Origin of the sequence: Nocardia wallacei (genome assembly GCF_014466955.1) — a bacterium.
GTDB classification, from domain to species: Bacteria; Actinomycetota; Actinomycetes; order Mycobacteriales; family Mycobacteriaceae; genus Nocardia; species Nocardia wallacei.
This window is the reverse complement of sequence record NZ_AP023396.1, coordinates 6,188,946-6,207,312: the sequence shown is the minus strand read 5'-3', so window position 1 is coordinate 6,207,312 and position 18,367 is coordinate 6,188,946. Positions and strand designations below refer to the sequence as shown.

Here is an 18,367-nt window from a genome sequence, read left to right as displayed (position 1 = left end):
CTCGTCACGGTGTAATACGTACCAGCGCACCGTTTTCCAACGCCGTCCACAATGCGCCGTCCGGGCCGGGCGCGATGCCGTGCGGCTCGGCACCGGCGGTGGGCAGGTCATGGGTTTCGATGACGCCGTCGACCGTGACGGAGCCGACGCGGTTACCCGCCCACTCGGTGAACCACAACCGGCCGTCGCCGCCCGCCGTGATCGCGTGCGGCCGCCCGGCGCGGTCGGGTAGCGGGAATTCGGTGACCTCGCCGTCCGGGGTGATACGTCCGATGTAGCCCGCCGCGATCGCGACGAACCACACCGCCCCGTCGGGACCGGCGGCGATCCCCACGGGTGCCGAATCGGTTGTGGGCAAGGGATATACGGTGATCGCGCCGTCCATGCCGATGCGCCCGATCGCGTCGGCCTGGTTCATGGTGAACCACATGCCGCCGTCGGCCCCCGCGGTGATTGCCGACGCGAACGCGCCCGTGCGCGGCAGCGGGAATTCGGAAACCTCACCGGTGGTGGTGATCCGGCCGATCCTATCGGCGGCGGTCGCGGTGAACCACAACGCTTCGTCGGGACCGGCGGCGATGCCGAAGGGTCCGGAATCCGTTGTGGGCAGCGAGAACTCGGCGACCGAGCCGTCGACGCCGATGCGGCCGATCCGATGCGCCCGATACTCCGTGAACCAGAGCGCGCCGTCCGGGCCCGGCGTGATGATCGTCGGACCGCAGTCCGGCGCGAGCCGGTGATAGTCCGGATCGCCGCCCGGAATCAGCCGGCCGATCCGCCCGTCGCGTACCAAGGTGAACCACAGCGCGCCGTCGGGCCCCGTCGTCACCGCGTACGGCCCGCCGTCGGCTACCGGAAACTCCTCGATCGATACGCTGGTCACGCAGGCTTCTCCCATGGTCGCCGCCGTTGATACGACCGCCACCCTATCGCCGCGCCTCAGCTGGAAGATCGCCAGGCGGCCATGCCGAGGGCGATCATGCGCACCTGCCGGACCGTGCGATCGACGATGTCCACGCGGTCGCGCAGCGTCGCGGCCACGTAGTCGGCGATGTGGTCGGCGACGGTGGACACGATCAGGTCGGCCGCCAGCTCCAGATCGTCGGGAGACCAGGTGTCCAATGCCCGGATCCGCGACATATCGACCACCAGCTCTCGGGTGATGAGCTGCATCTCGACCGCGATCGCGCCGCGCAGGGCGCCCGACCCACCGTGCCGCTCCCGAATCAGGAAGCCGTACAACGCCTCTCGCCCGGCGACCTGGCCGAAGACGAAACGCACGGTCTCGGCGAGCCGGGCATCCGGCGTGCGCCGCAATTCCCGCAGGGCCAGGCGCAGTTGGCGCACCCCCTCGTCCACCAGCGCGGTGCCCAGTTCGTCCAGTGAGGCGAAATGGCGGTAGAACGCGGTCGGGACGATGCCCGCCGAGCGCGCTATCTCGCGCAGGGACAGGGCCGCGAAGCCACGGTCGGCGGCGAGCGCCAGCGTGCCCTCCAGCAGGGCCTGCCGCGTGCGCTCCTTGCGCTCGACTCGGGACTCCACCTGCTCACTCACATCGCTGAGCATACATCCGTTCACGATTCGTCTTCTCCTAGGGATGTTGCCTCGGTCACAGCATCTGCTGGTTGAACTTGTATGGCACCAGCAGGCACACTATCTGAGTGTACAGATGTGCACCGAAAATCTAGTCGTTACGTCGAGGCTCTGGGAGAACCGAATGGTGGGACTCATCGACCTGGTGCAGACATTGACTTCGCCGCACCCGCTCGATCGCTATCTCGAATTGGTGCGGCCGACGCTCACCCTGCGCGACATGCGCGCCGAGATCACCCACGTGCGGCACTCGGCGTCGGATTCGGTGACCTTGACGCTGCGCCCGACCTGGCAGTGGACCGGCCATCGCGCCGGACAGTACGTGCAGGTCGGTGTGCTGATCGACGGCGTGAAGCACACCCGCTGCTATTCGCCGATCGACGCGCAGGGACGCGGGAACCGGCGCCTGCGGCTGACCGTCAAGGCGCATTCGCACGGCCTGGTGTCGCAGTACCTCTACCGGCACGCCACCCCCGGCATGGTGGTGGACCTGGCTCCCGCCGCGGGCACCTTCGCGCTGCCCGATCCGCGTCCGGAGCGGGTCCTGCTGATCAGCGGCGGCAGCGGCATCACGCCGGTGCTGTCGATGCTGCGCACACTCGACCGGGAGAAGCATTCGGGCGCAGTGGTTTTCCTGCACTACGCGAAGGCGCCGGAGGCGGTGCCGCATCGCGCGGAACTGGAGGACATCGCCGCGCGGCACGACAACTTCCGCATCGAACTGCGGTACCCGAGCTGCGGTGTGGGCGAGCGCCTGGGCGACCCGGGCGCACCGGCCGCTCCCGCCGACGCCGCGGCAGCACCCGATGGCATGCCCTGGTCGTGCGCGGCCGACGCGCGTCCTGTCGGCTACTTCGACTACGACACGGTGGAGCAACTGGCGCCGTGGTTCGCGACGGGGGAGACCTTCGTCTGCGGCCCGCCCGCGCTGATGGACTCGGTGCGCCGCGTCTATCAGGTCGAGGGGCTGGAAGACCGGCTGCACACCGAGGAATTCGTCCTCTCGACCACGCCGGTGGATCCGGCCGACGTCACGGGTACCACCACGTTCTCGGCCAGTGGCGTGCAGCAGGCCAATGCCGGCGCCAGCCTGCTGGAGCAGGCCGAGTCGGCCGGTCTCACACCGGATTACGGCTGCCGTATGGGTATCTGCTTCTCCTGCACGGCCGTCAAGCGGTCGGGTTGCACCCGTGACCTGCGCACCGGCGAGCTGGACCGCGACCCCGACCAGCCCATCCAGCTCTGCGTCAGTGCCGCGGTCGGCGACGTCGACATCGAAATCTGAAAGGGGAGAACAACTCATGACCATTCTCACCGAAACCAAGGACGGCCCGCTGGTGCTCAGCCCGCAGCAGGTCGAGGAGATCGGCCGTCAGCTCGACGAACTGCGCGAGCGGATCACCGCCGACCTGGGCGAGCGCGACCGGGAGTACATCTACTCGATCATCAAGGCGCAGCGCGGGTTCGAGGTCGCCGGGCGCGGCCTGATGTACCTGGGCTTCCTACCGCCGTTCTGGCTGGCGGGTGTCGCCGCGCTGAGTGTGTCGAAGATCCTGGACAACATGGAGATCGGCCACAACGTCATGCACGGCCAGTGGGACTGGATGCGTGAGCCGGGGCTCAATTCCCGTGTCTTCGAATGGGATACGGTCTGCCCGGCCGACCAGTGGAAGCACTCGCACAACTACATGCACCACACCTACACCAACATCCACGGCCGCGATCGCGACATCGGGTACGGCGTGCTGCGCATCGACGAGGGCCAGAAGTGGAATCCGTACTACCTCGGCAACCCGGTGTACGCCTTCTTGCTGATGATGCTGTTCGAGTGGGGCGTGATGCTGCACGACCTCGAGGCCGACAACATCGTCAAGGGCAAGCGCAAGTGGTCCGACATCAAGCGGCTGGCCAAGGGGCAGCTGCGCAAGGCCGGTAAGCAGGTGCTCAAGGACTACGTGGTGTTCCCGCTGCTGAGCGGGCCGCTGTTCCTGTCCACCCTGGCCGGGAACGCCACCGCCAACATCGTTCGCAATGTCTGGGCCTACTCGATCATCTTCTGCGGCCACTTCCCGGCGGGCGTACAGACGTTCACCGAAGAGGAGACCGCGGACGAGACCCGGGGCGAGTGGTACGTGCGCCAGATGCTCGGTTCGGCGAACATCACCGGTAGCAAGCTGTTCCACATCATGTCCGGAAACCTCTCGCACCAGATCGAGCACCACCTGTTCCCGGATCTGCCGGCCAACCGCTACCCCGAGATCGCTCCCGAGGTGCGCGCGCTGTGCGAGAAGTACGGCCTGCCCTACAACACCGGCCCGCTGAGCAAGCAGGTCGGCGAGGTGTGGCTGAAGCTGTTCCGGCTCGCACTGCCGCCCGCGCTCTCCGGGAATACCCCGCAGCCAGGTGTTATCGTGATGCGAGAGCGGCATCCTAGCGAAGCGGGCGTGTGAATGATCGGGAAGTTCGAAAGCAACAAGGATCTGATCCAGGAGCTGACGTCGTCCGGGGCACGGCACGTCGGCAATATCGCGTCGATCATCACGGGCACCGTCGCCGAGGTGACCCGGGAGATCGGCGAGTGGGTCACCGACGCGATCGAGATGCGGGAGGCGGCCGCCGCCGCGGCGCGCGACCAGGCCGCCGCCGCCGATGTGAACGCCGGGCGCGACGAGCCCGACGTCTTGCTCGATGAGCCGCGGCAGACGCCACACGTGTCCACCGAACAGCCGTATATCGACGCGGACGTCGAGATCGTCGACCCGCGGGACCGCTGAGCCGTTCAGAAGACCGGTAGTCGGCGGCGGTGTTCGGTGACGTCGGTGATGAGATCCTTGTAGCCGTCGGCGAGCTCGGCGAGGCGGACCCATTGCAGGTGTGCCTCGCCGTTCACGCCCCGGTGGGCCGTCCCGGTGCGCGACCGGCTGCCCGGCCGCGCATCGGGTGCGGGCAGGCCGAGAGCATGTTGGGCGGCAACCCATTTCGCCGCCATCCGATCGATGACCGAGCCGAGCGTCTCGGTGTGCAGCGAGGCGCCGTCCCGGTGCGGGATGTTCTCGGCCACCCACGTATCGATGCGCGCGATCAGCCGCATCCGGACGACGTCGACATCGTCGACGACCTGACTGCACGCGGCCACCCGGCTGCTGGGTACGCCGGGCGCGCGGGCGTCGCGCTGGGCGTGCCGCCGCCGCTCGTGACATCGCACCAGCGCCGCGGCCGCGTCGAGCACGGGGTGAGTGTGGTGTTCGCGGTCCGCGCGGAAGGCCCGCAGGAGCTCCGCCGCGGACGGCGGTGCGCCGAATCCGATACGGCCGTCGGCGTATTCGGTGGACATGGTGTTCCCACCCTCGCACTAGCGTTCGCTGGATACGCCAGGGCCGAGGGGGTATCGGAGAGGGGCTCCCCTCGGCTCCGGCGCAGCCCCGCGGGCCCGGACACGGCAGCCCACCACAAACGCTCACGGTGAAGAAACCGGGAAATCCGCGACGATGCGATGAAAGGGTGTCCGGGAAGTGCGGGACATATTCAGGAAAGCGCGTCGGCAGAACCCACGCAACAGCCGGACGCCCGAAACACCGAAGCTGCGGGCAATCGTTATACACCATTACGACGGGGTCACATGATCGCGAAGATCGGTGCTCATCCGGCAGCGACACGAGAGCAATCCCGCGCCGCGGCGGGGGTTTCGTCCGATAGCCTGCTACTTCGTGTCTGCCTATGTGTCCTCCCCGGAGCTGACCTTCGGATTCCTGTTCGCGCTGGAAGATCCCGAGCGAATCGCCGAGGTGGTGCGCAATCTCATGGAACGCCGGACCGTTTCGGTGTTCCGGCTGGCCCACGTGTCGGGCACCGCGGGGCCGCCGGAGCGCTACGTCGTGAATTGGGCGGCCATACCCCAGATTTCGATCACCACCGCGGCCCCGGACGGCGAGGAACTGCTGGCCGCCCGCACGATGCTGGTGAACGCCTTCCTCGACGACGAGGGCGCGGTGAGCCTGTACTCGTCGCAGGGCAACCTGCCGGGGTGAGCCCGCACCCGCCCGCATGACACGTCCAGTGCGGAAAGTCCCGTGGATTTCCGGTCGCATGAGAAACAATTGACGGCACAACCGGCCCGGCCGCTGGGCCGAAACGCCCGAGAGGAGCGTGATCATGAACCCGGAAACCGTCGATCCGAACCCGATCCGAGTGCGCGGAGATCTCGACCCCGCGCTGTCGCGGTGGCAGTGGATCGTCAAATGGATTCTGGCCGTACCGCACTACATCGTGCTGCTGTTCCTGAGCATCGCGTATGCCGTGGTGACCGTCATCGCCTTCTTTGCCATTCTGTTCACAACCCGTTATCCCCGCGGGCTTTTCGACTTCAATGTGGGTGTCATGCGCTGGTCGTGGCGGGTGCGTTTCTACGCGCTGTCGGCGCTGGGCACCGACCGGTATCCGCCGTTCAGTCTGCGCTCGAACGACGACTACCCGGCCGATCTGGAGGTCGACTACCCGGAGCGGCTGTCGCGGGGGTTGGTGCTGATCAAATGGTGGTTGCTGGCCATCCCGCAGTATCTGATCGTGTGGGCGCTGACCGGCGGCGGCCAGTTCTGGGGTGGCGATGACGACGGCGGCGGCATGTACTTCCCGCCGCTGCTCGGGATTCTCATCGTCATCGCGGTGATCGGATTGCTGTTCACCGGCCGCTATCCCGGCGGACTGTACGCGTTCGTGATGGGCGTGAACCGGTGGACGATCCGGGTGCGCGCCTATACGTCGCTGATGCGGGACGAGTACCCGCCCTTCCGCCTGGACCAGGGGCCGCGCGAGCCGGAGTCCGCGTCGTAGATGCGGCGCACCACGTCTTCGATATCGGGCTCCTCGATAGACAGGTCGCGGACCTCGGCGCGCGCCGACACGGCGGTGAGAAGCTGTGCGGCCGTGGTGGTTTCGGTATCGAAGGCGAGGCGCTGCCGAATGCCGCCGCCCTCACTGGAGATCAACCGAGCGCCCGGCAGGCCGATCAGATCGGTGGTGGGCACGGCGAGGTCGACCACGAGCACCCGCCGTACCCCCACCGTGGCGGCCAGGCCGGTGAGCGAGCCGTCGTAGGCCAGCCGGCCGTGGTCGACCACCAGCACCCGGTCGCACAGCCGCTCGATATCGCCCATGTCGTGGGTGGTCAGCAGCAGCGTGGTGCCGCGCTGGACGCGTTCGTAGGACAGGAAATCGCGCAGCCGCTGTTTGGACAGCACATCCAGGCCGATGGTCGGCTCGTCGAGAATCAACAGCTCCGGCGAATGCAGCAGCGCCGCAGCGATTTCCGCGCGCATGCGCTGGCCGAGAGAGAGCTGGCGCACCGGGGTGTCGAGGGTGTCGGCCATCTCCAGCTGTTCGACCAGTTCGTGGGTGCGCTTGCGGGCGGCGTCCGGTTCGAGGCGGTGGATGGCGGCCAGGATCGTGAACGACTCGCGCAGCGGCAGATCCCACCACAGCTGCGAGCGCTGCCCGAACACCACCCCGATCCGCCCCGCCAGCTCGCGGCGCTGGCGCACGGGTTCCAGGCCGCAGGTGCGCACCGTGCCGGCGGTCGGCACCAGGATCCCGGTGAGCATCTTGATGGTGGTGGATTTGCCCGCCCCGTTCGCCCCGATATAACCGACTGCCGTGCCGGTTTCGACGGTGAAACTCATCCGGTCGACCGCGGTGAGAACCTCGCGTCGGCGCCGCCAATGCCCTTCCTCCCTGCGCCGCAACACGAACTGCCGCGTCAGGTCCGTGATCTCGATCGCGTTCATCCACCGCCTCCCTGGTAGTGCCGTACACCCGTGCGCCAGCACATCAGTGCGAGAACCCAGATCCACAGTGCCGCGACCGGAGTCGCCCACGCCAGTGCCGCGGGCAACCACGCCGGGCCGGGCAGGCCGAGCAGCGCGATCGTGGGCAGGTAGGCGACGAAAGCCACCGGCACCGCGAAGCCGAACACCAGCGTCAGCGGCCGGGAGAACACCGACGCCGGTTGCTGGGAGGCGAACGAGCCGCCGTAGGTGAAGCTGTTGGTCAACTCCGAGCCGTCGATGAGGAAGAACTGCAACCCCGCGGCACACACGAACAGCCCGGCGAAGATAGCCACACCGGCCAGCAGCGATATCCCCAGCAACGTGAAGGTCCGTGCGGTCCAGGCGATGTCGTTGACGACGAGGCCGGTGCCGAACACCGCGCCCGCCACGGTCGCGCGGGCCAGCCGCCGCAGCGAGACGTCGCTGGTGATCAGTTGCAACAGTAGCGGTTGCGGGCGCAGATGGAACGCGTCGAGAGTGCCCATCCGGATGTAGGTGGGCAGGGTGTCGGTGTGGCCCACCGCGAGCTGGGCCAGGGCGAAGGTGAGATTGGACAATCCGAACAGCAGCAGCATCGCGTTCATGTTCAGCCCGCCGAGCACGTGCACGTTGTGGTAGATCACCCACACCTCGGCGAACTCCACCATGCCGATCAGCAGCGAGGACAACAGATCCGCGCCGAACGACAGCGGGTAGGCGCGCTGCGAGCGCATCCGCGAGCGCAGCACCGCGATGTAGGGCGTGCAGCAGTTGCAGTGCGGCACAGCCGGTTCGGTGGCTCGTCGGTCCGCCGGGTCAGCCACCCTGCACCTCCAGCTTGCGGCGGCCCGCGCGCAGCAGCAGCCGGCCCAGGGCGACGCCGACGAGCACCCAGCACAGCTGCACGCCCAGGATCTGCACTGCCGCCGCGCCGGTCGCGCGGCCGGACAGCACATCGATCGGTCCCTGCAGCAGCGAGGGGAACGGCGTCAGCGTGGCGACGGTGTACAGCCAGCCGGGGAACAGGTGCACCGGCACGAACAGCCCCGCCAGGAAGGTGGCGACGATCTGGTAGAGCAGCCGGATGCCGCGCGTCTCCACCAGCCAGAAACCGACCAGGCTCACCGCGAACAGCAGAAGGAACGAGATGGTCACCGCCAGCACCACACTCACCACACCGAGCAGATACGGCGTCCCGGTGCGCGGCAGGCCGAGTTCGAAGGTCAGGGTGCCCGCGACGACGCTGGGCAGCCCCCGCAGCAGCAGGGCGCAGCCCGCCCGGCCGAGATCACCGGCCAGGTACGAGAATTGGATGTCGACCGGGCGCAGGAAATCGATGGCGACATCGCCGTTCTTGATCCGGTCGACGATGTCCAGGGGCGGTCCCATCACCCCGAGTGCCCCCAGCAACCCTTGCGACAGCCAGACGTACGCGCTGATCGAATCCGATGTGTAACCACCGAATTCGGCGGTTGCTCGCACGGCCGCGAGCATGACCGAGGCGCGTACCAGCCCGAACACCACATTGGTGCACATGCCGGCGAACATTGCCAGCCGGTAGTGCCACTGCCTGCGGAATCCTGCCTCTGCCAGTCGCAAATAGACACCTGGATCAGCGCGCACAACCAATTCACGCTACGGCGATCGCGTTGCGTTCACAACATGATTGGCGAATCGAGGATGTTCCGAAACCGATACCGAGCGGTTGCCGCTCCGGCCGCGCCGAGATTGCTCACCTACCGGCGCGGGGACCGGCCACGCGCAGCGTGATGCCGCACGTGGCCGGTCCCCGCTGCCCGGTGATGTGCGGGCTACTTCGCCGCGGCCACGGTCGGGCCGGTCGTGGTGGTGGTCGGCTGGGTGGTGGTCGGCTTCGTGGTCTGAGTGGTCGTGGTGGGTGGGGTCGTGGTCGGTGGGGTCGTGGGTGCGGGACTGCTTGTGGTGGTGGCCGTTTCGGTTGTCGTCGGTGTGCTGGTCGTCGTCGGCGGCGCGGTGGTGGTCGTGGTGGCCGCCGCCGTCGTGGTCGCGGTGGTCGTCGGCGAGGCGGAGGTGGTGGCTGCCTTGTAGGCGGCGGCGAGGTCGGCCGCTTCGGGCTGGGAGGTGGGGTCGACCTTCTTGCCTGCCTGGGCCTGCTGCGCCAGGTGGGTGAGCCATGCGGCCGCGTACTCGGCGGAGGTCAGCGGCTTGCCGTTGGCCGGGTCGGCGTCCTTCCAGTAGTCGAAGTGGTGGCCGGTGTGGTTCGGCCCCAAGGTCTGCTGGTAGGGATCACTCAGGATGACGGGGATCGTGTTCTGGTTGGTCACGATCAGGCCGACGATCTCGTTGAAAACCTTCTGCGGCAGATAGGCCAGCGGCGACATCTCGCCGGTCGAGATCGAGTCCGCCGGAGCCGGTGGCTTCGGCGTCTGGCCGGGCTTGTAGGACGGGTCCGAAACCCGCAGCAGCACTTGGAGGAACGTCTCGTCGCTCTGCATCCAGTTCGGCTGCGACTGGATGTCGGCGAAGGCGGCGAGCGCGATGCGGCCGAGCACCACGGCGACGTCCTGACCGGTCGCCGGGGTGAGGCCCTCCCGCTCCAACTGGTCCACGTTCAGTTGGCGGCCCACGTTGACCGCCAGCTGCAGCAGCGAAATATTCTGCGGCGCAGAGCAAGTCAGGTCGCCGTCGGAGCAGAAGGACGCGACCTTGCCGTTCAGCGCGCCGAAGTCACCGCTGGTTCCGGGCAGTGCGCCCTGGCCGGGGACGGGCTGCTTGCCGTTCTGATACGCCTTGTCGAATCCGTCGGGATTGCTGTACGGGTCCTTGGCGCCGGGGAACGGGCCCTCGCCCGCCGAACGCCCGGGATCGGCGAGGATGACCACGCCGAGCACGTCGTCCGGGTCGACGATGCCGTACCGGCCGTCCTTGTCGGCCTCCTGATGCCCGATGGTCGTGGCGACCCGGCGCACCACATCGGCGCCCTCGCTGTAGCCGACGATCGAGAACTTGGTGTCGGGGCACGCCTGCGAGATCTCCCGCATCACCTGCTGGGTGTTGGCGACCCCGGCGGTGACGGCGTCCTCGTAGGTGGCCATGTTCGCGGGATACGCGATGTAGACCGCGGCGTACGAGCCGGGTTCGACCGCGCCCGCGGGCGCGGTCACGACCGGGTCGACCCACTCGCTGCTGTGGTCGCCCGACAGCGCGGCGGGCAACTCGTTGCCGTTGGCGTCGACCAGCAGTTTCGTGGTCCCGGCGACCGGGGTGTCGTTGCGCCCGGCGACCGAGATGGTCACCATGTCGTGGCATTCGGTGACCGACGACGTCAGCTGGGTGTCCCGGGTCTGTGGCGTCGATGTCAGCGCGAAGGAGGCGGCGACGATCGCCGCCACTCCGAGCGCGGCGGGCGCGGCGACGGCCGAAGCGATCCGATGCCGCGCGATGAACTCGCGAAGAGCCATGTCCTGATTCCATTCCAGGTTTCGACAAGAGGATGGACGAGCCCCCCGACGGGCCATGTGTCACCGGAGACGTCGCCTCCGGGTAGCGGAATGTTACGGAGGGTTCGCCGGTGGCGCGCCGGGCGCGGAATACGGGCCGGTGCCGGGGAGGTTCGGCTTGGGTATGAAGATCGGAGTCAACACCTTCCTCACCGACGAAGGCATCGGCGGTCCGGCGCTCGGCCGGGCGCTGGAGGAGCGCGGGTTCGAATCGCTGTTCCTGGCCGAGCATTCGCACATTCCGGCGAGCCGGGAGTCGGCCTATCCCGGCGGCGGCGACTTGCCCCGCGTCTACTACCGCACCCTCGATCCGTTCGTGGTGCTCGGCGCCATCGCCGCCGTCACCGAGCGGCTCGTGCTCGGAACCGGTGTCACCCTGCTGATTCAGCGCGATCTCATCCACACCGCCAAGGAGGTCGCGAGCCTGGACCTGCTCTCCGGTGGGCGGGTGGTGTTCGGTGTGGGCGTGGGCTGGAACCGGGAGGAGATGGCAGACCACGGTACCGACCCGCGCACCCGCGGCGCGCTGCTCGACGAACAACTCGAGGCCATGGTCCGGATCTGGACCGAGGACCTCGCCGAGTATCACGGCCGCTTCGTGAATTTCGACCCGATGTACGCCTGGCCGAAACCGGTCCAGCGGCCGCATCCGCCGATCTTCATCGGTGGTGGCGAGGCCGCTGCCCGCCGGGCGATCCGGCACGGGGTCGGGTGGGTGCCCAACGGGGTCGCGACGGCGGCCGAGGTTCCCGCCCAGCTCGCCGCCCTCGACGGGCACGAGCTGCCGGTCGCGATCACCCCCGTGGCGCCGGACCCGGAGCTCCTCGATGCCTACGCCGAGGCCGGAGTGGAGCGCGTCACCATCGCCCTGCCGACCGTCCCGGAAGCGGAAACCCTGCGCACGCTGGACGAATACGCGAAGCTCGCCAGCCGCTATGCCGGATAGCGCGGTGAACACCTAGACTTCCGGTCGAGGAGAAAGGACGGCTCATGAAGCGGAATCTCAACTGCCCGTGCGGAGAAGCCATCGTCGGCTCCGACGAGGACGACCTCGTCGAGAAGACCCAGAAGCACCTGGCCGAGAACCACCCCGGGCACGAGTACTCACGCGACGAAATCCTGTTCATCGCATACTGATTCGAGCCTCTGATGCTCTGTGATCAGCAGGGACGTCCGCGCATTCGGTTGCTCGTCGCGGCCGACGGCACGCCGTCCATCGCGATTCTCGACGAGCAGGGCGCGGTTGTGCGGCAGCTCTGAGGGCGCTCGTCAGTTCGTTGGGCCGAGGGCATCGAGTTCGGAGCGCAGCTCGGCGACCTCGGCGGCCAGTTCGTCGCGCAGCTGCTCGCGTTCGAGCAGGCTGACGCGGAGGCTGTCGATGGTGTCGTTCATGGCGGCCAGTTTGCGGTCGGCGCCGACCAGATGCCACTCGATGACGGCGCGGCGGTCGACGTCGGCGCTGGCCTTCGCGACCCAGTCCACGACGTAGTCGAGCCAGTCGGGTTGTTTGGGCATCTCCTCGGGTGGTTCCCAGCCCCGCCGCAGCGCGGGCTTCGACGACAGCACCCGCTCCGCGCCGGGCTCGGGCGTCTGCATCTGCACCAGGTTGAGCTTGCCCGCGCTGGTCACGACGGCGGTGAGGCGGTAGCGCCCGGCCAGGTGCATGCGCAGTTCGGCGGTGCCGCGGCCGTCGGCGTCCATGGCACCCAGCCACGGTCCGGTCGCGGCATCGATGATCGACTCGACGACGCCGAGCTGTCCGACGCCCCGGCGCAGTCTTGTCGCGCGTTTGCGCAGGTCGTCGGACGTGGCCGTCATCTGATCCCAGTGCATCGCACCCCGCTTCCTCGTTGTTCGGCGACAAGGGGCACCTCGAACATAGTTCCCCGGGCCACTCCGCCGTGGCAGACCTGCGCAAGCGGGGTCGCTGCGGTGGTCAGGTGGCGGTGCGGTAGGTGCGCCAGTCGCCGATGTGGGAGATGTCGATCAGCTCGGGGGAGTCGAGGTGGTTGTGGCGCAGGACGGTGGCGAGGCAGGCGGTGCCGTCGTCCAGTTCGATGAGGCCGAGTTCCAGTTCGGGTGGTTCGGCGGGAATCAGGTTGTCGCGCAGGGTTTCCAGCGGTACGTCGTAGACCTCGCCGGTGACCGCGCGGCCCTCGGTTTCGGTGGTGACCATGGCGGGGAAGCGGTCGCCGACGGAGTAGTAGCGGTATTTGGGTGCGGTGCGGGCGGTGCGGAGCAGCGGGGCTCCGGCGAGCTGGTCGTGCAGGCGCCCGCCGCGCATGCCGTCGCCGTTGAGGAACATCAGGACCATGGGGATCTCCGTTCTGGTCGATGGATGGTCTCGGGTGTGGTCCGAGGCGCCGGCACGCCCGGACCACACCGCCCCGCCGATCCAACGGAAACCGGGGCCCGTCGACGGCTGACCGGCGCCCGGCCTCCGCAGGACCGGCGGAGCCTCCGCCCTCGGGCGGAAGTCGGAAATGTGATCGGCGGCAAGGTGCCTGGTCGCCGCGGTCCAGGCGTCTCAGGCGGGCAGGAGTGTGGGTCGCCGCCGGGTTCAGTGGTGCGTGTCGGGTGGGCGGGGTGCGGGTTGCCGCCGGGTTCAGTGGTGCGTTTCGGTGGGCGGGGTGCGGGTTGCTGCCAGGTTCAGTGGTGCGTGTCGGGTGGGCGGGGTGTGGGTTGCTGCCGGGTTCAGTGGTGCGTTTCGGTGGGCGGGGTGCGGGTTGCTGCCGGGTTCAGTGGTGCGTGTCGGGTGGGCGGGGTGTGGGTTGCCGCCGGTTCAGTGGTGCGTTCGGATGTCGGTCATGGGCACGAGAGGGCGGTAGGTGCTGGCGGGCGATGTGTTCTCCGTGGTGGGTGAGGAGTTCTGGGGCGTGGGTGTGGCAGCGGCGCGGGTCGGGTTCGAGGTCGGTGAGGGCGTAGGCGGCGGTGAAACCCGCGGCGCGGAGCTGTTTGTCGTCGAGTAGCTGCCTGCCTGCCACTGCTACCGCCGGGACTCCGTGTGCCGCGGCGCGGGCGGCCACTCCGGCCGGTGCCTTGCCGTGCAGGGTTTGGGCGTCGAGGGAGCCTTCGCCGGTGACGATCAGGTCGGCGCCGCGCGCGTGACGGTCGAAATCCACCACGTCCAGCAGGATTTCGATACCACCGGCCCGGCGGGCGCCGAGCACGGCGAGCGCGGCGAATCCGATGCCGCCGCCCGCGCCCGCGCCCGGCCGGTCGGCGGCGTCGAATCCGGTGCGCTGGGCGACCAGCCGGGCCCAGTGCGTCAGGCCCGCCTCCAGTGCCGATATCTCCCTCGCGCCGGCGCCTTTCTGCGGGCCGAAAACCGCTGCGGCACCGCTGTTCCCGAGCAGCGGATGGTCGACGTCGCTGGCGAGCACCAACTCCACCTCGTGGCTGCGGGGATCGAGTCCGTGCAGGTCCAGGTATGCGATATCGGTCAGCCCACCACCGCCCGGATCGGCCGGGCGGCCGTCGGCTCGCAGCAGGTCGGCACCGAGACCGGCCAGCAGACCGGCGCCGCCGTCAGTGCAGGCGCTGCCGCCCACACCGAGCACCAACGTGCGGCAGCCCAGGTCCAGAGCGGCCCGGAGCAGTTGTCCGACACCGAGACTGGTCGCGGTGAGTGGTGCGGGCACGCCGTCGGGCAGCAGCGCGAGCCCGCACGCCGCGGCCGCCTCCACGACGGCCACGGATCCGTTGTGCGCGAAGGCGGCCGACACCCACGCACCCGTGGGGCCACAGACTTCGACCGGCACTCGGTCGAATCCGGCGCGCACCGCCGCGTCCACCGTCCCCTCCCCGCCGTCGGCCACCGGAACCAGGCGGATATCGGCGTCGGGACGTACCCGCCGGATGCCGTCGGCCACGGCGTCGGCGACCCCGGCGGCGGTGAGCGAGCCCTTGAACTTGTCCGGGGCCAGCACGATTCGCGGACCGCTCATGCCGGTTCGAACTCCCGGACCGCGTCGATGGCGGGGCCGTGGGCGGTGTTGGCCTCGCGTTCGACCATGATCTCCACCAGCACCGGCCGCGCTCTCGATTCCGCCTGCTCGCGCGCCCACGTGAGGGCGTCGGCGATATCGCCCGGTGCGTACACCCGTCGTCCCGAGCACCCGTAGGCCTCCATGATCTTGATGTTGTCGGTGCCGAACTCGTCGTAGTGGATGTCGACCTGATAGTTCATCTCGTACGGCAGCGAGGCCTGGCGGATCAGCCCGAGATATTCGTTGTTGATCATCACGATCACGAACGGCACGTCGTACTGCGCGGCCACCGCCAACTCCTCGACCAGGAACTGAAATCCGTAATCGCCCACCACCGCGACGACTTCGGCGTCCGGCCGGGCCGATTTCACGCCGATGGCGGCCGGAATCTCCCAGCCGAGCGGGCCCGCCTGCCCGCACACCTGATAGTGCCGCGGCAGGTATGCCTTCTGGAACTGCCCCGACCAGATCTGGTACAGCCCGATCGCGGTGACGAAATACGTGTCCTGGCCGAAGGTTTCGTTGATCTCCTTGAACACGCGCGGCGGCTTGATCGGCGTCACGTCGAAGTCGTCGCGCCGGGTGAGCGACCCGCGCAGCGCGGCGACCCGTGCCGACCAACTCCCGAAATCCTTACGCTGCTCGCGTTTACGAGCCTCGGCCAGCAGGGCGGTGAGGAACGGCCGGACATCCGACACCACCCCGAGGTCGGGCCCGAACACCTTGCCCAGCTGCGTAGGTTCGATATCGACGTGGATGAATTTGCGATCCCCGCGATAGACGTCGAGCTTGCCGGTGTGCCGGTCGCCGAAGCGGGCGCCCAGCGCCAGCACCAGATCCGACTCCAGGAACGCCGCATTGGCCCACCGCTGGCTGGTTTGCACGCCGGTGATGCCCGCGAACAGCGCGTGGTCCTCGTGGAAGGCGCCCTTGCCCATCAGCGTCACCTGCACCGGGACGCCCAGGAGTTCCGCCAGCTCGGCCAGCTCCGCGTGCGCCTCGCCGAGAATCACGCCACCACCGGCCAGTATCAGCGGACGCTCCGACGCGAGCAGCAGATCCAGTGCCCGGGCGACCCGGGGCGGATGCGGCAGCACCGGCGGCACCGGTAGCGGCGCGTCGATGCTCGCATCCCATTCGATCTCCTGTTTCTGCACGTCGAGCGGCAGGTCGATCAGCACCGGTCCCGGGCGGCCCGACCGCGCGATCCGGAATGCCTCGCGGAAGATCCACGGCGCCTGGGCCGCTTCCTTGATCTGGACCGCCCACTTCGTCACCGGCTCGGCGATGGCGACGATATCGACGGCCTGGAAAGCCTCCTGGTGCAGCTTGTTCGACTCGGCCTGGCCCGTAACGCACAGTATCGGAACCGAATCCGCGTGGGCGGTGTAGAGACCGGTGATCATGTTGGTCCCGGCCGGGCCGGAGGTGCCGATGGCGACGCCGACATTGCCGGTGGTGCGTGCCCAGCCGTCGGCCATGTGGGTGGCGCCCTCCTCGTGCCGGACGATGAGGTGCCGCATGCCGGTGCGGCGCATGGCGTCGTAGAGCGGCAGGATGGCGGCGCCGGGGCAGCCGAAGGTCACGTCGATGCCTTCGGACAGCAGCACGTCGAGTACGGCCTGCATGACCGGGACTCTTGCCATTATTGCTTCCCTTCTGAAAGATGCTGCGGGCCGGGCTGGTTCGCGCCGCGGCCGTTGAGGTTCTCGACGACCTTCAGCAGCGCCGAATGGTCGAGTGCGCCGTAACCCTGCGCGCGGCCCGCCGCGATGAGCGATGCCACCACCGCGCCGGTCGGCAGGGCGATGTCCGCCTGGCGCGCGGCAGCGGCGACGATGCCCATGTCCTTGTGGTGCAGGTCGATCCGGAATCCGGGCGCGAATTCGCGTGCCACCATGGCGGCGCGCTTGAGTTCGAGGATCCGGCTGCCCGCGAGGCCGCCCGCCAGCACCTCGAGGCCCTTGCCCGGGTCGACCCCCAGCGCCTCCATGAGCACGATCGCCTCGGCCACCAGGGCGTAGGTGCCGCCGACGACGAGCTGGTTGGCCGCTTTCACGATCTGCCCGGCTCCGTGTTCGCCGACATGGATGTACGTGCTGCCGACGGCCTCGAAAACGCTTGTGGCGGCCGTGAAGTCGGACTCGGCGCCGCCGACCATGATGGAGAGCACGCCCTTTTCGGCACCGGCCTGCCCGCCGGAAACGGGTGCGTCCAGTACCCCGAAGCCCTGCTGTGCACCGGCTTCGGCGATGGCGATCGAGCTCTCCGGCCGGATGGTCGAAAAGTCGATCAGCAGAGCGCCTTTCGGCGCGTGGGCGAAGACTCCGTCCGCGCCGAGCGTCACCTCCTCCACCTCGGGGTGGTTGGGGAGCATGGTGACGACGAACTCGGCGTCGCGCACCGCCTCGGCGACGCTGCCCGCCCGCGTGCCGCCCTCGGCCGTCAGCTTCTCCAGCGCCGCGCTGTTCAGGGTGTAGCCGGTGACGTCGTGCCCGGCCCGCACCAGGTGGCCCGCCATCGGCGAGCCCATGATGCCGAGGCCGATGAATCCGATCCTGCTCATGCGTTGCTCCTTGTCGTGGGCAGCCAGGCCAGGCTGTCGGCGCTGGCGCCGGTGGGGACGTATTCGGCGGCGATGTAGCCGCGGTAGCCGGCCGCGCCGAGCTTGTCGACGTAACCGAAGAGATCGAGGTCGCCGGTTCCGGGCTCGTGGCGGCCGGGGGCGTCGGCGATCTGCACGTGGGCGATGCGGTCGCCGTAGCGTTCGATGACCTGGTCCAGGTCGTCGCCGTTGGTGGCGAGGTGGTAGAGGTCGGCGAGCAGGCCCAGGTTCGGCGAGCCGTGCGCGGCGCGGACCCGGTCGAGCACGCCGACCACGTCGGCCGCCGACCGCAACGGGTAGGCGGCGATCGCGCTGACCGGTTCGAGCAGCACGGTGCCGTCGATTTCGGCGAGAGCGTCTGCCGCCAGTGCGAGATTGCGCACGGCCAGCTCGTCCTGCTGGGCGGGGTCGATGCCGTCGATCCTGTTGCCGTACAACGCGTTGAACGCTCGGCAGCCCAGTCGTCGGCCGATCCGCGCGGCGACGGTGACGCTGTCGGCGAACTCCTGCTCGCGGCCGGGCCAGGACACCAGGCCGCGGTCGCCGCCGGGCATGTCTCCGGCGTACAGGTTGAGGCCGATCAGCCGCACCCCGGTCTGCTCGACGGCCTGGACGAAATCCTCGATGTCGGTCTCGCCGGGGGTGGCGGTGGTGAACGGCCACCAGAACTCCACCGCGTCGAATCCGGTGGCCCTGGCCGCGGCGGGGCGGTCCAGGAGGGGGAGTTCGGTGAACAGTATGGAGAGGTTCACCGCGTAGGGGAGTGGTGGGGTCATTTGGTCTCTTCTCGGTCGTCTCCCACGGACGGGGGGAGCCAAGCGTTCCGATAGAATTCCATATTATGGAATCTAACTTCCGTACTTCGACGGTAACCCGTGGCAAGTGTGGTGGTCAACACTT

At 68.6% G+C, this 18,367-nt stretch carries 20 protein-coding genes; 7 read left to right on the top strand and 13 right to left on the bottom strand.

The window, feature by feature from the left end; translation table 11 throughout:
- Positions 1-4: 4 nt before the first annotated feature.
- Positions 5-883: a Vgb family protein gene (locus NWFMUON74_RS27600; protein ID WP_187684675.1), complete on the bottom strand. Its 879-nt coding sequence runs from the start codon at positions 881-883 to the stop codon at positions 5-7.
- Positions 884-939: 56 nt separating this feature from the next.
- Positions 940-1,554 (bottom strand): TetR family transcriptional regulator, encoded by a 615-nt coding sequence (locus NWFMUON74_RS27595; RefSeq protein ID WP_425300548.1) that lies wholly within the window; start codon positions 1,552-1,554, stop codon positions 940-942.
- 163 nt (positions 1,555-1,717) lie between these two features.
- On the opposite strand from NWFMUON74_RS27595, the gene NWFMUON74_RS27590 reads away from it, so the two are divergent.
- From NWFMUON74_RS27590 to NWFMUON74_RS27580, 3 genes are read left to right on the top strand one after another with little or no spacing between them, the layout of a single operon-like run.
- Positions 1,718-2,878 carry a ferredoxin reductase gene (locus NWFMUON74_RS27590; RefSeq protein WP_187684674.1) on the top strand — a complete coding sequence of 387 codons (1,161 nt, stop codon included), beginning with the start codon at positions 1,718-1,720 and terminating at the stop codon, positions 2,876-2,878.
- Between the two features lie 16 nt (positions 2,879-2,894).
- Complete coding sequence (locus NWFMUON74_RS27585; RefSeq protein WP_187684673.1) at positions 2,895-4,043, top strand: fatty acid desaturase family protein; 1,149 nt, start codon at positions 2,895-2,897, stop codon at positions 4,041-4,043.
- On the top strand, positions 4,044-4,367 hold the full coding sequence (locus tag NWFMUON74_RS27580; protein WP_187684672.1) for a hypothetical protein: 324 nt from the start codon (positions 4,044-4,046) through the stop codon (positions 4,365-4,367). It begins immediately after the preceding gene.
- Between the two features lie 5 nt (positions 4,368-4,372).
- Here NWFMUON74_RS27580 and NWFMUON74_RS27575 read toward each other — a convergent pair whose 3' ends face one another.
- Positions 4,373-4,927 carry a DUF4254 domain-containing protein gene (locus tag NWFMUON74_RS27575; RefSeq protein WP_187684671.1) on the bottom strand — a complete coding sequence of 185 codons (555 nt, stop codon included), beginning with the start codon at positions 4,925-4,927 and terminating at the stop codon, positions 4,373-4,375.
- A gap of 373 nt (positions 4,928-5,300) precedes the next feature.
- Here NWFMUON74_RS27575 and NWFMUON74_RS27570 point away from each other — a divergent pair, with 373 nt between their 5' ends.
- Positions 5,301-5,621, top strand: coding sequence for a hypothetical protein (locus NWFMUON74_RS27570; RefSeq protein ID WP_187684670.1), 321 nt, complete (start codon positions 5,301-5,303; stop codon positions 5,619-5,621).
- A 124-nt stretch (positions 5,622-5,745) separates the two neighbouring features.
- The gene (locus NWFMUON74_RS27565) at positions 5,746-6,423 is read left to right on the top strand and encodes a DUF4389 domain-containing protein (RefSeq protein ID WP_187684669.1); all 678 of its coding nucleotides are present in this window, start codon (positions 5,746-5,748) and stop codon (positions 6,421-6,423) included.
- On the opposite strand, the gene NWFMUON74_RS27560 is transcribed toward NWFMUON74_RS27565, so the two are convergent.
- From NWFMUON74_RS27560 to NWFMUON74_RS27545, 4 genes are all read right to left on the bottom strand, one after another.
- Positions 6,345-7,373, bottom strand: a complete 1,029-nt coding sequence (locus tag NWFMUON74_RS27560; RefSeq protein WP_187684668.1) for an ABC transporter ATP-binding protein — start codon at positions 7,371-7,373, stop codon at positions 6,345-6,347. The genes NWFMUON74_RS27565 and NWFMUON74_RS27560 overlap by 79 nt on opposite strands.
- Complete coding sequence (locus tag NWFMUON74_RS27555; protein WP_342452773.1) at positions 7,370-8,218, bottom strand: ABC transporter permease; 849 nt, start codon at positions 8,216-8,218, stop codon at positions 7,370-7,372. Before NWFMUON74_RS27555 ends, NWFMUON74_RS27560 begins: the two co-directional genes overlap by 4 nt.
- Positions 8,211-8,993: an ABC transporter permease gene (locus tag NWFMUON74_RS27550; protein WP_232110627.1), complete on the bottom strand. Its 783-nt coding sequence runs from the start codon at positions 8,991-8,993 to the stop codon at positions 8,211-8,213. Before NWFMUON74_RS27550 ends, NWFMUON74_RS27555 begins: the two co-directional genes overlap by 8 nt.
- A 212-nt stretch (positions 8,994-9,205) precedes the next feature.
- Positions 9,206-10,834 carry a cutinase family protein gene (locus NWFMUON74_RS27545; protein WP_187684667.1) on the bottom strand — a complete coding sequence of 543 codons (1,629 nt, stop codon included), beginning with the start codon at positions 10,832-10,834 and terminating at the stop codon, positions 9,206-9,208.
- A 163-nt stretch (positions 10,835-10,997) separates the two neighbouring features.
- Between NWFMUON74_RS27545 and NWFMUON74_RS27540 the strand changes: the two genes are divergently transcribed.
- A complete protein-coding gene (locus tag NWFMUON74_RS27540) occupies positions 10,998-11,819 on the top strand; it encodes an LLM class F420-dependent oxidoreductase (protein ID WP_187684666.1) in 822 nt (273 codons plus the stop codon).
- Between the two features lie 44 nt (positions 11,820-11,863).
- Complete coding sequence (locus NWFMUON74_RS27535) at positions 11,864-12,010, top strand: DUF1059 domain-containing protein (protein ID WP_187684665.1); 147 nt, start codon at positions 11,864-11,866, stop codon at positions 12,008-12,010.
- Positions 12,011-12,142: 132 nt separating this feature from the next.
- Here NWFMUON74_RS27535 and NWFMUON74_RS27530 read toward each other — a convergent pair whose 3' ends face one another.
- The 6 genes from NWFMUON74_RS27530 to NWFMUON74_RS27505 form a co-directional block, all read right to left on the bottom strand.
- A complete protein-coding gene (locus tag NWFMUON74_RS27530; protein ID WP_187684664.1) occupies positions 12,143-12,691 on the bottom strand; it encodes a hypothetical protein in 549 nt (182 codons plus the stop codon).
- 118 nt (positions 12,692-12,809) lie between these two features.
- Positions 12,810-13,187 (bottom strand): allophanate hydrolase-related protein, encoded by a 378-nt coding sequence (locus NWFMUON74_RS27525; RefSeq protein ID WP_187684663.1) that lies wholly within the window; start codon positions 13,185-13,187, stop codon positions 12,810-12,812.
- A 424-nt stretch (positions 13,188-13,611) separates the two neighbouring features.
- A complete protein-coding gene (locus tag NWFMUON74_RS27520; protein WP_187684662.1) occupies positions 13,612-14,820 on the bottom strand; it encodes a glycerate kinase in 1,209 nt (402 codons plus the stop codon).
- The gene (gene gcl, locus NWFMUON74_RS27515) at positions 14,817-16,508 is read right to left on the bottom strand and encodes a glyoxylate carboligase (protein WP_187684661.1); all 1,692 of its coding nucleotides are present in this window, start codon (positions 16,506-16,508) and stop codon (positions 14,817-14,819) included. Before gcl ends, NWFMUON74_RS27520 begins: the two co-directional genes overlap by 4 nt.
- Positions 16,508-17,455 (bottom strand): NAD(P)-dependent oxidoreductase, encoded by a 948-nt coding sequence (locus tag NWFMUON74_RS27510; protein ID WP_342212974.1) that lies wholly within the window; start codon positions 17,453-17,455, stop codon positions 16,508-16,510. Before NWFMUON74_RS27510 ends, gcl begins: the two co-directional genes overlap by 1 nt.
- A complete protein-coding gene (locus NWFMUON74_RS27505; protein ID WP_187684659.1) occupies positions 17,425-18,243 on the bottom strand; it encodes a hydroxypyruvate isomerase family protein in 819 nt (272 codons plus the stop codon). The genes NWFMUON74_RS27510 and NWFMUON74_RS27505 overlap by 31 nt, the downstream gene beginning before the upstream one ends.
- Positions 18,244-18,367: the final 124 nt, after the last annotated feature.

What these genes read in the sequence shown, in the direction of transcription:
- NWFMUON74_RS27590 (WP_187684674.1), top strand. Translation starts at nt 1,718, where the DNA reads ATGGTGGGACTCATCGACCTGGTGCAGACATTGACTTCGCCGCACCCG.
- NWFMUON74_RS27585 (WP_187684673.1), top strand. Translation starts at nt 2,895, where the DNA reads ATGACCATTCTCACCGAAACCAAGGACGGCCCGCTGGTGCTCAGCCCG.
- NWFMUON74_RS27580 (WP_187684672.1), top strand. Translation starts at nt 4,044, where the DNA reads ATGATCGGGAAGTTCGAAAGCAACAAGGATCTGATCCAGGAGCTGACG.
- NWFMUON74_RS27575 (WP_187684671.1), bottom strand. Translation starts at nt 4,927, where the DNA reads ATGTCCACCGAATACGCCGACGGCCGTATCGGATTCGGCGCACCGCCG.
- NWFMUON74_RS27565 (WP_187684669.1), top strand. Translation starts at nt 5,746, where the DNA reads ATGAACCCGGAAACCGTCGATCCGAACCCGATCCGAGTGCGCGGAGAT.
- NWFMUON74_RS27560 (WP_187684668.1), bottom strand. Translation starts at nt 7,373, where the DNA reads ATGAACGCGATCGAGATCACGGACCTGACGCGGCAGTTCGTGTTGCGG.
- NWFMUON74_RS27545 (WP_187684667.1), bottom strand. Translation starts at nt 10,834, where the DNA reads ATGGCTCTTCGCGAGTTCATCGCGCGGCATCGGATCGCTTCGGCCGTC.
- NWFMUON74_RS27540 (WP_187684666.1), top strand. Translation starts at nt 10,998, where the DNA reads ATGAAGATCGGAGTCAACACCTTCCTCACCGACGAAGGCATCGGCGGT.
- NWFMUON74_RS27535 (WP_187684665.1), top strand. Translation starts at nt 11,864, where the DNA reads ATGAAGCGGAATCTCAACTGCCCGTGCGGAGAAGCCATCGTCGGCTCC.
- NWFMUON74_RS27530 (WP_187684664.1), bottom strand. Translation starts at nt 12,691, where the DNA reads ATGACGGCCACGTCCGACGACCTGCGCAAACGCGCGACAAGACTGCGC.
- NWFMUON74_RS27525 (WP_187684663.1), bottom strand. Translation starts at nt 13,187, where the DNA reads ATGGTCCTGATGTTCCTCAACGGCGACGGCATGCGCGGCGGGCGCCTG.
- NWFMUON74_RS27520 (WP_187684662.1), bottom strand. Translation starts at nt 14,820, where the DNA reads ATGAGCGGTCCGCGAATCGTGCTGGCCCCGGACAAGTTCAAGGGCTCG.
- gcl (WP_187684661.1), bottom strand. Translation starts at nt 16,508, where the DNA reads ATGGCAAGAGTCCCGGTCATGCAGGCCGTACTCGACGTGCTGCTGTCC.
- NWFMUON74_RS27505 (WP_187684659.1), bottom strand. Translation starts at nt 18,243, where the DNA reads ATGACCCCACCACTCCCCTACGCGGTGAACCTCTCCATACTGTTCACC.